Here is a 14,764-nt window from a genome sequence, read left to right as displayed (position 1 = left end):
TATCCCTACTCCTTCCTTCTTTCATAAGAGAAATTTAAAATAAGGGCTACCGTTACCCAGACAACTACCAGCGATGTTCCGCCATAGCTTATAAATGGCAGTGTTACACCGGTTACTGGCAATAAATTAATAACTACCCCTATATTCAGTGCTGCCTGTACTGCAATCATCGTTGTAAGTCCACATATCGCATAAAAATGAAATACATGCTTACATTGTAATGCCAAACGATAGCCAAGAATTAAAAAGCACGCAAAAATAAGCAGCAGTCCCATTCCACCGACAAGTCCGATTTCTTCTAAAATAATTGCAAAGATAAAATCGTTCTGCGGTTCCGGTAAGTATAAATACTTTTGTCTACTTTTTAATAATCCATGTCCAAACAAGCCTGCCGGACCTATCGCAAATAAAGATTGTACTGCCTGGAAGCCACTTCCTAGCGGGTCTGCCCAAGGATTGATAAATGCTTCGATTCGTTTAAGACGATATGGAGCCGCAATAATTAACCCTGCAAGACCGCCAATTCCTAACGTGATAAGGACTACATATAAACGCAACGGATATTGTGCAATAAATAATATAATTAAAACAACTACAACTAAAATAAAGACAGCACCGAAATCAGGCTGAAGCATAATTAAGGCTGCGGGAAGAATCAATATGAGAAAATGCTTCACTTGAACAATGCGCTCATACGATTTCCGCTCTGTTAATAATGCACTAATATAAATAATTGTCGTTACTTTCGCAATTTCAGCCGGTTGTATCGTTAAAGGACCGATTCCGATCCAACTTTGCGAACCGTTTCGGACAATCCCGATACCCGGAATAAGTACAGCAACAAGTAAACCAAGTGAGATGATATAAAAAATTTTCCACACTTTCGGTTGCTGTAAAAACTCCCAGTTCATAATTGCTGCACAAATGATAAGTGCAATGATGAAATAGATTGCCTGCTTCAGGTAAAACGGGGTTTGTCCATCATAGTGAACATTCCCCCAATATGTACCTGCAGAAAAAATAAAGAGAATGCCAATAAGCGACAATACAATCGCACTGATCATGAAATACTGTTGATTTTTTTGCGACAGTGTAACTATCCTTTCTTATGAAAGTTTCATGACACGATCAATAAATAAGTCGCCTCGAATTTCAAAGCTCGCATGTTGATCCCAGCTTGCACATGCCGGTGACAGTAAAATAATGTCACCTTCTTCCGACATTTTTGCTCCGTAACCGACTGCATCTTCAACATCAATTGCACGCACAATATTCGTAATGCCACATGATTTTGCAAATTCGATAAAGCGAAGTGCAGTCTCGCCAAACGCGACAACTGCTTTTACACGTGTCATTTCTTTACGAAGCTCTTCAAATGAATGCCCGCGATCCAATCCGCCGGCCAATAATACGATCGGTTGTTCAAATGCAGCCAAGGCACTTTTCGTTGCCAGTACATTAGTTGCTTTTGAATCATTGTAAATTTTACGTCCTTGCCATTCACGGACAAACTGCGTACGGTGACGCACCCCTGCAAATGTTCCTAACACTTCTTCAATCGCTTCAACGGGACATTGCTGCAGTAGCGCCGCTGCCACAGCACATAAAATATTTTCTAAATTATGCTCTCCAGGCAATACAATATTATCACGTTTTAAGATTGCATTGCCTTGCCAATAAATGTTTTCTTTATCTGCACTGATCCCCTCATTTGCATGACCTTTTGTCGTAAATGGAATGAGTTTTGCCTTTGATTTTTGAGCATATTTTGCGACAACTTCCTGATCGGCATTATAGATAAAATAATCGTCAGCTGTTTGGTTGCGTGTGACACCAAATTTAGCCTCCGCATATTCTTCAAACGTTCCATGGTAATCTAAATGGGCTTCATACAAGTTTGTCAAAATTGCAATATGGGGTCTGAATTCACGTGTCCCCATTAACTGAAACGATGATAATTCCGTAACGATGACTTCATCTGCTTTTGCTTCTGCTGCAACACCACAAGCAACGGTTCCAATATTCCCGGCGATTAATGGTTTTAAACGGCCGACTTTAAGCATTTCGAAAAGTAAAGTTGTCGTTGTTGTTTTACCATTCGAACCGGTAATACCGATAAATGGCGCTTCACTTACTAAATAGGCAAGTTCTATTTCTGTAATAACAGGCAGACCTTTTGCAATCGCATCGGCAACGATCGGATTTGTGTATGGTATCCCAGGGTTTTTTACGACAAGCTCAAAACCTTCGTCAAGCAAATCTTCTGGATGTCGTCCACAAATTACGGTAATTCCTTTCGATAAAAGCTCCTGTGCTTCAGAATTTGCATCAAATGGTTTTGCATCATTGACTGTTACAAATGCACCCAACCTATGCAAAAGCTCGGCAGCCGCTACACCACTTTTCGCCAATCCTAAAACGAGTACTTTTTTAGCTTGTAATCTTTCATATTCCATCATAATAACGCCTCCGCTAATACTGCTATAAGTGCTACGATACATCCAGTTGACCAAAATACAAGTACTACTTTCCATTCTGACCAGCCCGATAATTCAAAATGGTGGTGAATCGGACTCATTTTGAATATACGCTTTTTACGCAGTTTATAGCTTCCTACTTGTAAAATAACGGATAATGTTTCAATAACAAATACAAGACCGATTAACAGTAACAGCAATTCTTGTTTTACCAATACCGAAATCATTGCCAATGCACCGCCAAGCGCAAGGGAACCAGTATCTCCCATAAACACTTTTGCCGGGTTTGCATTGAAGATCAAAAATCCTAGTAATGCACCAGTTACAGCAAATGCAAATAAGGCGATATCGGCTTGCTCGTTAAATAATGCAATAACACCGAATGCAGCAAATGCGATTGAAGCCGTTCCTGATACGAGTCCATCTAAGCCATCTGTTAAATTGACTGCATTTGAAAAACCTACTAGCCAGAAAATTAAAAACCCAACATATAGGATTCCTAAATCAATCGATACATCGGTATACGGAATTCCTATAGATGTATCAAATGAACCTAAACGTAATAGTAAAAACGCTGCAATCGCAATTGCGATTTGACCTATTAATTTTTGAAGGGAAGTCAATCCTAAATTACGTTTAAAAATTACTTTCAACCCATCATCTAAAAAGCCAATTACGCCAAATCCAACTAAAACAAGTAATAGTACTATCGTTTGTGTTGTAAACAAGTCGAAAATCATTGCGACTACAATTGTCGAAATAATAATGGCTAACAAGAAAATTAATCCACCCATTGTAGGTGTTCCTGCTTTTTTCATATGTGATTGAGGGCCTTCTTCACGTATGCTTTGCCCGAATTTCAATCGGCGTAAAAGAGGGATTCCTACTGGTGCTAAAATGACCGTTACTAAAAATGATGAAAAGAGTATGGTCAATGTTGTTGATAATGTCATAATATATCTCCTTTAAAACTTCTGTCTGAATATGGTGGAACGTTTGATTTTCAACGGTTACGACCTCTAGTTATTATTGTGAAAAAACGTCCTTCACTATAATAGTTGTTTTAGTTGCATTTTGAAAGATGGAAATTCAAATTAATTTCCTAAATATAAATGAACACTACCACTTTGGTGAATGAGGCTATCAGCTGACGGGACTTGCTGAATCACTTTATCACCTTCTCCGTGCCATTCGATTTTATAAGGATATAAGTGCGGAATTACTTCATCTTTGGTCATTCCAATAAAGTTTGGTGTACGCTCCGTCAATTCATCGCCCCAAACGTAATTCCGTTCTATTTGATCTTTTTGCTTTTCGATATTGTACAGTGGTGCTGCATCTTCAATAATGCGGCCTACAATCGGTGCAGCGATAACACTTCCGAATTGCAATGAACTTTTTGGATTGTCAATCGCAACATAGACAATAATTTCCGGGTCATTGGCAGGTGCAAAACCGATAAACGATACAATGTAGTCTCCGTCTTTATAGCGACCGTTTTCAACCTTTTGAGCTGTCCCTGTTTTGCCTCCGATGCGTAAGCCGTCACGAAATGCCTGGCGACCAGAACCTTTCGCAACTACAAGCTCCAATGCATGACGTACTTTTTCCGAAGTCTCTTCACTGATGACCTGGGCTTTCGCTTCCGGATCTTGTTCCATAATGACTTCGTTTGTTTTGGAATCCAGTATTTTCGAGACCGTATATGGTGTATATAATGTACCGCCATTAATTGCTGCTGACACCGCCTGCATCTGCTGAATCGGCGTAACGGACACACCTTGACCAAAAGAGGTCGTAGCATGTTCTACCGGGCCAAATGCTTCTTTCGAAAATAAAATGCCTGATGATTCTCCGGCAATGTTCGAGCCTGTTTTTTTCCCGAACCCGAATTTATGAATATACTCAAGTAACTTTGTTGAACCTACTCGTTGCCCTAGCTCTACAAATCCTGGGTTACAGGAATTTTGTACAACTTCGTAAAATGTCTGGTCTTTATGGCCTGACCGTTTCCAACAGCGTAATCGTGCTCCCTCGACCATTGTATAGCCTTGATCATGAAAGTGTTCTTCCTCCATGTTGACTACACCTTCTTCAATAGCAGCACTGAGTGTAATAATTTTGAATGTGGAACCTGGCTCGTAGGACATAAATACAGGAAGGTTGCGGTTATATATACTTGGCTCCACTTCCGAAAATTTCGTCGGATCATATGTCGGAAATGATGCAAGTGCCAGTATTTCACCACTGTTTGGATTCATGGCAATAGCCAATGCCTGATCTGCATCATACTCCAGCATCGCCTGCGATAATTCTCGCTCGACAATTTTCTGAAGCTTTAAATCAATTGTCAGCTGTATTGTCGCTCCATCTTTTCCGTCTTTCCATTCATCATCTACATGCTCCAATGCATTCCCCTTCGCATCAGTAAATAACCGAATGGCCGCATCCGAGCTTTTTAATAGTTCATCATACTCGTACTCGATTCCTGCCAAACCCTGGTTATCGGCACCTGTAAACCCTAAAAAGCGTGCGAGCAAATTACCGTGTGGATAAGACCTTACATAATCGACACCACTGTATAAGCCCGGAATTTGAAGCTGCTGAATTTTTTCCGCTTGCTCATAAGTAATGTTCTTTGCTTCTGGCGCAATTTTCACTAGAGATACCCGTTGCTGCAGTCTTTCCAATATTTTGGCTCGATCTTTATTGATTACGTTTGCAATGGCATCTGCTGCTTGTTCTTTATCTTCGTTTTGTGAAGGCATGAAGTACAAAGTCGGGGCAAGTTTATTCGTTACGATTACTTCGTTGTTACGGTCAGTAATTTCGCCTCGCTGTGTATGGAACGGAATTTCCCTGTCCCAATTTTCTTTTGCCTTCGTTGAAAGCTCATCATACTGAATAATTTGAACGGATACTAGTTTAACAAAAATCGCCACGCCGTATAGTACAAGTGCGATGGCGATCCATGTTAAACGTTTTTTAGATTTTGTAGTTACCCATTTCATAATATGACACCTCACCTAAAACAACGTATGTTAAAGATGAAGTTTGTATTCAAATCTCTCTAATCTTGTGGCGGTTCTTCACTAAATTCTTCATCTTCCAGCTCCATATCCTCTGCCGGCGGAGTCAAATGCATTTCCTCAGGGGTTTTCAACTTGACAACGATTGGTGAATCATCCGTTATCGGCGTCCCTTGAGATACGCTCTGGCTTTCAACATAGCCTTCCCCAACAATTTCAATCGGCAGTTTAGATAATGACTTATAGACAAGTAAGTTACGTAATGACCAATTATTAAACGATGGTAATGTAATTTCTCCATCGGTCTTTAAGAACACGATACTTCCACTTGTTAATGATGAATCCGCTGCAGGGAACTGTTCTGTAATTTCTCCGTCTTGACCAATTATTACCGGTATCAGTCCTTCTGCCTCCAGTTGAGTCGTGACTGTATCTGTCTGCTCACCTACATAATCGTCAATCTTTGTCGTTTCGACTTCCGCTACGTCCGACGGATTGATATTCATATACTTCAAACTGTTTAGAACAACTGAATTGAACACTTGCGAAACTGGGTCAGAACCTATTTCGGTTGCACCTAGTTTTGGCTTTGCAACTGAGATAAATACAGCCAGCTGTGGATCTTCTGCGGGAGCCATTCCTAAAAACGAATAAAGGAATTCATTTTTACCCCAGTCATAACCGATACCGTTTGCTTTCGGCATTTGGGCAGTCCCTGTTTTCCCTGCTACTTTATAGCCTTCAATTTCGAAACGTTTCGCATTCCCTGCTTCTCCGTAAATAGTAGAAGCTAGAACTTCACGTGTTTTCTGTGCTGTCTCTGCCGAAATCGGTTCACCTTTTATAGTAGGTTCTGAATCTACTAAAACCTCACCAGTATTCGGATTAACAATTTTATCGATTACATATGGCTGCATCATTTTTCCGTCATTTGCAACTGCGGTTACTCCTTGAATTAACTGTATCGGTGTAACAGTCGAACCTTGACCGAATGTTGTCGTATACTTTTCTAAAGGATAGCGCGAGTTAATAATGCCGCTCGCTTCATTCGGTAAATCGATGCCTGTTTTTTGACCGAAACCAAATTCCTTTAAATAGCTTTCATACGTTTCCCATCCCATAATATCAAGCAAGTTCGTCATCGCCGTATTTGAAGAACGCTGTATGCCTTCCAAATAGGAAATTCTCCCCCAGCCGTATCGATTATGGTCTCGTATTGTATCGTTATAAACTTTATACTGTCCAGATTGATAAGTCGCATTCGGATGCCAGTTATTGGAATCGATTGCAGCTGCTACTGTAAATGTTTTAAATGTAGAACCTGGTTCAATCGTATTTTCCACGACATCATTTAGCCAGTTCCCATCTAAACCTGTACGCGTATCAGGATTGAATGTTGGCCGTTGTGACATCGCCAATATTTCTCCAGTTTTCGGATTTGCAACGACAGCAACCATAGACTGTGGCTTATACTCGTCATTGACACGTGTCATTGCTTCTTCCAGGAAGTTTTGGATTGTTTTATCAATTGTTAAATAAATATCGTTTCCATCCTGTGCTTCCTGTATTACTTTATCGCTGCTTGGCAATAAATAGTTACGGGCATCACGCTGGTACGTTAACTTCCCGTCGGTCCCTGTTAATTGCTTGTCATAAATATATTCAAGCCCCATTTTCCCGACAACCGATGAATTTCCGTCATCATCAGTTTCACGCAAAGCAAAGCCAATAAGATGGGAGGCAAATGCACCATTAGGATAATAGCGTTTTTTATCGCTGTATAATAGAATCCCAGGTAGATTCAGCTCTTCAATTTTCTTTTTCACTTCATGACTGATGCCACGACCTGCTAGTCCAAACTCGACTTGATATAAATCTTTGGAAGGGTTTAGCCGTTCATAAATTTTCTCTTCATCCATCGGAATATATTGTGCCAATAATTTTGCTGTTTCCGCTTTATCGACGACATGCCTTGGATTTTTTTTGTTTTCTGTTGCCGATTCTTTAATTACCGCTACAAGACGGTAACTCAATGTATCTTCGGCAATTACATTTGCATTGCGGTCCAGAATCTTCCCACGGTCTGCCGATAACACATAACCAGTTTCGTACCTTGATAATGCTTCTTCTTCTAATTCATGCCCTTTTACCATTCCTGTCGCCTGAATTGATGCAAAACGCCAATATAATAGTAAAAAGAGCCCTCCAAAGAATATAAACATTAGAAAGGCTCCTATCTGGTAACGAAATCTTCTCTTTTTCATTCTCCCGGCACTACTTTCACATTTTTCTCATTTAGTGTTAATCCGAGTTCTTTCGCTTTTTCCCAAATACGTTGGTGAGTGGAGCGTTCACTTACTTGTACTTTTAAATCTGTATTATTGTTATTGACTTCAGTTATGTCGCGTTCGATTTTTTGGATTTCCATACTGAGTGTTTGGATTTCTCCTTGAGTATGTAATATGGAAATAGCGAAAGATGCTACTACGATTGCAAATACTAGGAACAAAAACTTTTCCTGGGCCGAAAAATATTTTGCTTTTCGTTTTTTCGGCTGCACCGGCAGTCTTTGTTCCTGCTGCTGCTGTTGAGGTAGTTCTGGCTGCTGCTGTATATAAGTTTGTCTTGCTCTTACTGCCATTTTTTACCCACGTCCTTTATCGTTAATTTTTTCAGCGATGCGCAATTTTGCTGAACGTGAACGATTATTCGCAGCTAACTCCTCGTCTGACGGTAAAATCGGTTTTCTTGACACTAATTTAAGTATTGGTTTCATATGCTCTGGAATAACCGGTAATCCGGGAGGTAAATCCGGCAGTGATGAAGCCTCTTTAAATAGTGTTTTTGTTAAGCGGTCTTCTAATGAGTGGAATGTAATCACACTTATACGACCACCAATTTTCAATAAATCGATTGCATCTACTAAAGAATCTTCCGCTGCGCCTAATTCATCATTTACAGCAATTCGAATAGCCTGGAAAATTCGTTTTGCAGGATGTCCACCTTTGCGACGTGCTGGGGCTGGAATACCATCTTTTATAAGCTCCACTAATTGACCTGTCGTTTCAACAGGAGCAATTTCACGGGCTTGTTCAATTTTGCGCGCAACTTGTTTCGAAAATTTTTCTTCGCCGTAGCGGAAGAAAATACGTACTAGATTTTCGTATGACCATTCATTCACAACATGATATGCGCTCAGTTCTGCAGTCTGATCCATTCGCATATCGAGCGGAGCATCATGGTGGTAACTAAATCCGCGTTCAGGTGTATCAAGTTGTGGTGACGAGACACCTAAATCATATAAAATCCCATCTATTTGATGAATGTTCAGTTTGTGTAACTCTTCTTTTAAATAGCGGAAATTTGAGTGTACGAATATAACGCGATCCAAATAATCGGCTAATCGTACTTTTGCATTTTCAATAGCCGTTGTATCTTGATCAAAACAAATTAAACGGCCTTTTTCTGACAATTGTTGTACAAGGTACTCACTATGTCCTGCACCACCTAATGTGCAGTCTACATAAATACCATCCGGATTGATGTTCAACCCATCAACAGTTTCTTTCAATAATACGGTTGTATGATCGAACATAGTTTGAAGCACCTCTTAATATTAATTCAATTACGTGTCGGTACTATTACACCCGGATTAAAAGTTCATGTCGGACATGTAATAGTGACCAAAATTCTAATTTCTTCATCTTTTAAATCTAAAAATCAAAGCCAATCAGATTTTCTGCGATTTCATCAAATGATTCAGCCGATTGCTCGAAGTATTGCTGCCAAGATTCTTTCGCCCAAATTTCTATTTTACTCGATACACCTAAGATTACGCATTCCTTTTCAAGATTAGCGTATCCAATCAGTGTAGATGGAATATTAATTCGGCCTTGCTTGTCCACTTCTACTTCTGTTGCCCCCGAAAAGAAAAACCGCGCAAATGCACGTGCATCTTTTTTGGTCATCGGTAAATCCTTTAATTTATCTTCGAGTTTTCGCCATTCATCCATAGGATATCCAAAAATGCATTGATCTAGCCCGCGTGTTATTACAAAGTGTTCTCCTAGTGATTCTCGAAACTTTGCAGGAACAATCATACGGCCTTTCGCATCAATAGAATGTTGATATTCTCCCATGAACATGCTACTCACCCCACTTTAATAAATAATGTACCACATCCCCCCACTTTCTACCACCAAATTCCTTGCTTCTCATAACAATAAAACGAAATTACGTAAATGAGCATATTCTCACACATACGTTCGGTGCCAAAAGACACAAAAAAGAGTTATCTGCATATGAGATAACTCTTGTTTCTTATAAGGTAATAAGTTGGTGTTTCACGGAAATACTCATAGGTAACTCCAATAAATCATCAATCAGCTTTTCCCCATAGGTATTTAGGAACATATATGGATTGTACAAGCGCTCTTGGTAGCTATCATTCGGATATAATAGTGACTGAATTGTTTTATATTGGCGAATTGCGACTTCATACTTTTCTATATTTTGCTGCTCAAGTTTCGAACGTAAATATTGGAATTGACGTTCATGGTAATTTTTATTCTTCTCCAATAGATCTTCTACATGATAGTTGCCATGCTGCAGATAACTCGTCAGTTGCTCATACTGCTCTTCCATCTGTTTTTGCATCTGCTCAATTGCGCGCGTTACTTGCTCATCTTTTACACTTTCCACAAATTGAGCTAAATGTTCATCGACTTTGCCTGTTAGCACATCCGTTACAGTCAGCTCTTTTTGTTCTAATAATGCATCAACTTGACGGGTAACAAGCGTTATGCTGAGTCTTGGCGCAAATATCGGCATCTGCAGCTGCAGCTCATCAAACGCAGGTTTTAATGTAGCCCAATAAGCCAGTTCACCAGGACCACCAACAAACGCCAGTACCGGAAGCGCCATTTCCTGCATTAATGGACGGGTAACGACATTATTGCTTAAACATTCAGGAGACTCATTCGCAATAGCTACTAATTCCTCTTTCGAAAAATTGGCATGGGCTGTCACATTTTTAAAATGGCCGCCACTGCGCTCCAACAGAAAACGCTCGCCTTCTTTAATGTAAAATAAATTGGCATTTTGCTCTGATGCATCAATCGGCATTGCATAGCCTTTCTCGCCGAGCTTTCTTTCCTGCGCTACAACACCCGTTGCAATCGATTCGTTCTTTTCGATCAATTGGACAAAATAGTTTTTTTCATACTTCCTGAACGGTTCATATGTAGCATCCAGCATTAATAAGCCATGCTTTTTAAATAAATCATTCATCAGCAACGTAAAGAAATCCGTAAAAGTTTCACTATTTTCCGCATGACTCAAAACACTATTCAATAAGTCCGCTGTATGTTCTGTTTCTCCAAAATCTTTAAATACATTTAATATAAACTGTTGTAGTGCTTCTTTATTCAATTGTGTAGTTGAAGCCATTTTCTTCAGCTTAGAACGTTCACTGTAACCACGTTTTTTCACTTCACCATTTGTCATTGAATACGTATGATTGATCTCTTCTATATCGTGATCTTCACCCGCAATCCAAAACATTGGTACGACCGGTGCATTTAATATTTTTCGTTGTTGTTCTGCCAGTAGAATAACAGAAATTGCTTTATGGACAGAATAGAGAGGCCCCGTCAGCAAACCAGCTTGCTGACCACCCACCACGACTACTGCACCTTGCTCAAGTTCATCTAAATGGTGCGCCGTCTTTTCCGAGATGCCATACCGCTCCATATAACTGCGAATAATTTTTGCAAGCTCTTCCGAACGATATGTTCGATTTTTTAAATATGCAAATCGTTGTCCAAAAGCTTCCTCATTATATTTATATTCAAAAAACGAATGGATATCGGCATTCTCAGACCAATAGTCCGCTAATAGCTTATTCGTTACTGGTGAATTTATTTGTTCTAGCTCCATGAAAATTCTCCTCTACTTCTCTTTACTCAATTTTGAAATTACCTTAATCACTGTTTTATCCCACATTAACGGGTATTAATTTTCCGCCTTGAAAGCTTAATGTTTTCCCGGATACTAGTTTACAGTAAAAGAAAAGTTTAGCCACCTAATCAACCATCATAAACATCATAACTGAATGGGTAATTCCAACAATCCAAATTATAAAATAAGTGATGCTGAACAATAAAAAGTAAAAGCGCCAAATTTTTTTCAGTAATGGCTTTACTTCAATTTCTTTTTTCGTTCGCCAATCAACATATGTAAAAACAATCGCGATTACGAGTACAACAATTAGCATCGGCATTAATATACCAATATTCCATAGTCCTTGTAACGCAATCGGTATCGAAAAAAACATAAGAAATGTTGTAATATCCGCTGCCAAGCCAATCGCTTTATGTTTTTTTATTCGAAGCTTACGGCATATGAGCAGCACAGTGATAAAAGCAATAATCGGGCATACAATAATTGTTGCCACCAAATATTGAAAAAATAATATCACATTTGTTCACCGCTCTCTTCAAATGCTTTTACTAAATAATAAAGTGTTTGTAAAACAGGCAATTTTTTCTCATTTTGCTCCGCTTTTTTCAAAATCGCACCTGCTATTGTATCAATCTCGGTTTTGCGATTTGCAAGACGATCAGCCAGCATAGACGATGTATTTTCCGCTGTCTTTTCACAAAGTGCAATGACCTGATTAAAATGGAATGTTTCTTTAAATTGCGGAAATGCCGTCATGAGTTCGTTGTATAAATCTTTCAATAATTGCAATGTATGGCTTTGTGTAATTAGCTGTCCATTTTTCACTTGCAGAATCGCGGTTAACGGATTGATAAAACAATTCAACAGTGCTTTCTCCATTAGCATTTTTTCAGCATCCTGTTCGAATACAATCGGAAGCTCCGCCGATGAAAGGCCGTTTAAAAAACTGAATTCACTGCCAGCGCCTTTTGCCACCGCAATTTTCATCATACCTTCCCCTTTATGGGCGACATGATGCTCCGAAAATTTAAGTGCCCCGAATTGAATCGAGCTAAATGCAATATGCGTTTTACTTAATGCAAGTGCTTCCTCATAATGGGCCAAACCATTCTGTAAAAATAATAATGGAATAGAATCCTTTACATGCTCCATACTTGCATACACTTCATGAAGTTGTCCATATTTTACAGCTACAATGATTAAGTTCGCTTTATTTGAAAGCGCCGAAATATATTTCACATTGACGGAAGTAACAGATTGATTTACATTCGTCCTTTCAATCTGTATGTCCTTGCATACCGTTTCTCCCGTAGGTTTCCCGACAATGTACACATCCATATTCTTTTCAGCAAAATAACTTGCTACTAATAAACCAACTGCACCTGCACCAATGATTTCAATTCGCATTATATTATACCTCAAATTTATTTCGAATTAAAAAGGTCTGCCTTCAAGACAGACCTTTAGCTAAATTTATTATACTGGATATACCGGATGTTTTCGATATGGTAAAGCAATTTGTTTCGAATTATAGTAATTAAAACGTTGAATTAATGTATGTCGCAGTTGATTTGGCATGACAATATCATCAATCACCATTTCGGAAGCCAGTTTATATAAGTCGATTTCTTCTTTATATTCCTCGATTTTTTGTTTCACAAATTGAATCCGCTCTTTCGGATCTTCAATCGCCTCGATCTTATTTGAATAAACAGCATTTACAGCTGCTTCCGGACCCATTACCGCAATTTGCGCAGTCGGTAACGCAATGACTGCATCCGGTTCGAATGCCGGGCCGCACATCGCATAAAGGCCAGCTCCATACGCTTTACGAACGATAACCGAAATTTTCGGTACCGTTGCCGAGCTCATCGCCGATATAAATTTTGCCCCATGTCGGATAATGCCCGCCTTTTCCACTTTTGTACCGATCATAAAGCCCGGTACATCCGCTAAAAATAATAGCGGGATGGAGAACGCATCACAAAGCGTAATAAACTTCGCTGCTTTGTCGGCAGAATCGATAAACAGTACGCCCCCTTTTACTTTCGGCTGATTGGCAATAATCCCTACAACTTGCCCATCAATGCGGGCAAGTCCTGTAATCAGTTCAGAAGCAAATAGCTTTTTAATTTCAAAGAAGCTGCCTTCATCAATCAGTTGTTCGATACATTCATACATATCAAATGGCGCATTCTGATTTTCCGGAATAATCTCTTCCAGCGTTCTCCCGCTTTTCGGTGCCTTTGTTTCATCAATTGGCGGGAATTCCGCAAAGTTTGCAGGGAAATAACTAATATAGCGTCTCGCTTCAAGGATTGCCTGTTCTTCGTTTTCAGCCAATACGTCCCCACATCCGCTAACGGTACAGTGCATGCGTGCTCCGCCCATTTCTTCGAGCGTAACCTTTTCACCGATTACTTTTTCAGCCATTCTCGGTGATCCTAAGTACATTGAAGCATTTCCGTCCACCATAATTACAATGTCACAGAAGGCCGGAATATAGGCCCCCCCTGCAGCAGATGGACCGAATAGTATACATATTTGAGGAATCATCCCACTCATACGTACTTGATTATGGAAAATACGGCCTGCCCCGCGTCGCCCAGGGAACATTTCCAGCTGATCTGTAATGCGTGCCCCTGCAGAATCGACTAAGTAAAGCATTGGTACTTGCATTTTTTCCGCAGTCTCTTGAATACGGATTATTTTTTCAACTGTGCGCGAACCCCATGATCCAGCTTTGATTGTAGAGTCATTAGCCATAACACAAACGGTTTGCCCGTCAACTTGCCCGATAGCTGTTACAACACCATCTGCAGGCAAATCTCCGGCCTCATAATTTGCAAAACGGGCGTCTTCCTCATAAACCCCATCATCAAACAATTGCTTCAAGCGATCCCGGACAAAAAGTTTATTCGTTTCTTTTAACTTTTCGTGATATTTTGGTTGCCCGCCTGCGTATATTTTTTCTATTTTTTGCTGTAAGTGTTCGTTATAAGTAGGCTGTGTCATTATCGTCCCTCCATCACTTAAGCTAATTCTACTAAAATATCATTCTCTTCAACAAAATCTCCTTCAGCAACAGTAATTTTTGCTACTGTCCCATCCGTTTCTGCCTCATGTGGGATTTCCATTTTCATCGATTCTAAAATGATGAGTGTCTGCCCTTTTGTCACACTATCCCCTTCTTTAACACTTACCTCAAATACTGTCCCTGCCATTTGTGCTTTTACTTCTGCCATGCGAAAGGCCCCCTTGTTAGAAGATATTTGCGCTACTCGCGCTTTGTTTCTA

Annotated in this window: 13 protein-coding genes; all 13 read right to left on the bottom strand. The window is 39.7% G+C overall.

Annotated elements, in window-relative coordinates; genetic code table 11:
- Positions 1–5: 5 nt before the first annotated feature.
- The 13 genes from MKY07_RS04410 to MKY07_RS04350 all read right to left on the bottom strand — a co-directional run bounded on the left by MKY07_RS04410 (position 6) and on the right by MKY07_RS04350 (position 14,712).
- A complete protein-coding gene (locus MKY07_RS04410) occupies positions 6–1,064 on the bottom strand; it encodes a putative peptidoglycan glycosyltransferase FtsW (RefSeq protein ID WP_008403397.1) in 1,059 nt (352 codons plus the stop codon).
- A 42-nt stretch (positions 1,065–1,106) separates the two neighbouring features.
- Positions 1,107–2,459 (bottom strand): UDP-N-acetylmuramoyl-L-alanine--D-glutamate ligase, encoded by a 1,353-nt coding sequence (gene murD / locus MKY07_RS04405; protein ID WP_065216465.1) that lies wholly within the window; start codon positions 2,457–2,459, stop codon positions 1,107–1,109.
- Positions 2,456–3,430, bottom strand: coding sequence for a phospho-N-acetylmuramoyl-pentapeptide-transferase (gene mraY / locus MKY07_RS04400; RefSeq protein ID WP_008403399.1), 975 nt, complete (start codon positions 3,428–3,430; stop codon positions 2,456–2,458). Before mraY ends, murD begins: the two co-directional genes overlap by 4 nt.
- A 141-nt stretch (positions 3,431–3,571) precedes the next feature.
- Positions 3,572–5,488: a penicillin-binding transpeptidase domain-containing protein gene (locus MKY07_RS04395; protein WP_339263928.1), complete on the bottom strand. Its 1,917-nt coding sequence runs from the start codon at positions 5,486–5,488 to the stop codon at positions 3,572–3,574.
- Positions 5,489–5,547: 59 nt separating this feature from the next.
- The gene (locus MKY07_RS04390) at positions 5,548–7,728 is read right to left on the bottom strand and encodes a penicillin-binding protein (RefSeq protein ID WP_065216466.1); all 2,181 of its coding nucleotides are present in this window, start codon (positions 7,726–7,728) and stop codon (positions 5,548–5,550) included.
- A 38-nt stretch (positions 7,729–7,766) separates the two neighbouring features.
- Complete coding sequence (gene ftsL / locus MKY07_RS04385) at positions 7,767–8,147, bottom strand: cell division protein FtsL (RefSeq protein WP_014824544.1); 381 nt, start codon at positions 8,145–8,147, stop codon at positions 7,767–7,769.
- Positions 8,148–8,150: 3 nt separating this feature from the next.
- Positions 8,151–9,101 (bottom strand): 16S rRNA (cytosine(1402)-N(4))-methyltransferase RsmH, encoded by a 951-nt coding sequence (gene rsmH / locus MKY07_RS04380; protein ID WP_008403404.1) that lies wholly within the window; start codon positions 9,099–9,101, stop codon positions 8,151–8,153.
- 118 nt (positions 9,102–9,219) lie between these two features.
- Positions 9,220–9,651 carry a division/cell wall cluster transcriptional repressor MraZ gene (mraZ, locus tag MKY07_RS04375; RefSeq protein ID WP_014824545.1) on the bottom strand — a complete coding sequence of 144 codons (432 nt, stop codon included), beginning with the start codon at positions 9,649–9,651 and terminating at the stop codon, positions 9,220–9,222.
- A 175-nt stretch (positions 9,652–9,826) separates the two neighbouring features.
- A complete protein-coding gene (gene bshC, locus MKY07_RS04370) occupies positions 9,827–11,443 on the bottom strand; it encodes a bacillithiol biosynthesis cysteine-adding enzyme BshC (RefSeq protein ID WP_339263926.1) in 1,617 nt (538 codons plus the stop codon).
- Between the two features lie 145 nt (positions 11,444–11,588).
- A complete protein-coding gene (locus MKY07_RS04365) occupies positions 11,589–11,984 on the bottom strand; it encodes a DUF3397 domain-containing protein (protein ID WP_008403407.1) in 396 nt (131 codons plus the stop codon).
- Positions 11,981–12,874 (bottom strand): 2-dehydropantoate 2-reductase, encoded by an 894-nt coding sequence (locus MKY07_RS04360; protein WP_339263925.1) that lies wholly within the window; start codon positions 12,872–12,874, stop codon positions 11,981–11,983. Before MKY07_RS04360 ends, MKY07_RS04365 begins: the two co-directional genes overlap by 4 nt.
- A gap of 69 nt (positions 12,875–12,943) precedes the next feature.
- Positions 12,944–14,482, bottom strand: a complete 1,539-nt coding sequence (locus MKY07_RS04355) for an acyl-CoA carboxylase subunit beta (protein WP_014824549.1) — start codon at positions 14,480–14,482, stop codon at positions 12,944–12,946.
- 17 nt (positions 14,483–14,499) lie between these two features.
- Positions 14,500–14,712, bottom strand: a complete 213-nt coding sequence (locus MKY07_RS04350; protein WP_008403411.1) for an acetyl-CoA carboxylase biotin carboxyl carrier protein subunit — start codon at positions 14,710–14,712, stop codon at positions 14,500–14,502.
- Between the last annotated feature and the right edge of the window lie 52 nt (positions 14,713–14,764).

Source organism: Solibacillus sp. FSL W7-1472 (assembly GCF_037969775.1).
GTDB classification, from domain to species: domain Bacteria; phylum Bacillota; class Bacilli; order Bacillales_A; family Planococcaceae; genus Solibacillus; species Solibacillus silvestris.
The sequence above is the reverse complement of the archived record's forward strand: the minus strand, read 5'-3'. Positions and strand labels throughout refer to the sequence as shown.

Bases quoted from the DNA above. Each gene is read 5' to 3' on its own strand.
- rsmH (WP_008403404.1), bottom strand. From the start codon at position 9,101: ATGTTCGATCATACAACCGTATTATTGAAAGAAACTGTTGATGGGTTG.
- MKY07_RS04395 (WP_339263928.1), bottom strand. From the start codon at position 5,488: ATGAAATGGGTAACTACAAAATCTAAAAAACGTTTAACATGGATCGCC.
- bshC (WP_339263926.1), bottom strand. From the start codon at position 11,443: ATGGAGCTAGAACAAATAAATTCACCAGTAACGAATAAGCTATTAGCG.
- MKY07_RS04390 (WP_065216466.1), bottom strand. From the start codon at position 7,728: ATGTTTATATTCTTTGGAGGGCTCTTTTTACTATTATATTGGCGTTTT.
- murD (WP_065216465.1), bottom strand. From the start codon at position 2,459: ATGATGGAATATGAAAGATTACAAGCTAAAAAAGTACTCGTTTTAGGA.
- MKY07_RS04350 (WP_008403411.1), bottom strand. From the start codon at position 14,712: ATGGCAGAAGTAAAAGCACAAATGGCAGGGACAGTATTTGAGGTAAGT.
- mraZ (WP_014824545.1), bottom strand. From the start codon at position 9,651: ATGTTCATGGGAGAATATCAACATTCTATTGATGCGAAAGGCCGTATG.
- MKY07_RS04360 (WP_339263925.1), bottom strand. From the start codon at position 12,874: ATGCGAATTGAAATCATTGGTGCAGGTGCAGTTGGTTTATTAGTAGCA.
- ftsL (WP_014824544.1), bottom strand. From the start codon at position 8,147: ATGGCAGTAAGAGCAAGACAAACTTATATACAGCAGCAGCCAGAACTA.
- mraY (WP_008403399.1), bottom strand. From the start codon at position 3,430: ATGACATTATCAACAACATTGACCATACTCTTTTCATCATTTTTAGTA.
- MKY07_RS04355 (WP_014824549.1), bottom strand. From the start codon at position 14,482: ATGACACAGCCTACTTATAACGAACACTTACAGCAAAAAATAGAAAAA.
- MKY07_RS04410 (WP_008403397.1), bottom strand. From the start codon at position 1,064: ATGATCAGTGCGATTGTATTGTCGCTTATTGGCATTCTCTTTATTTTT.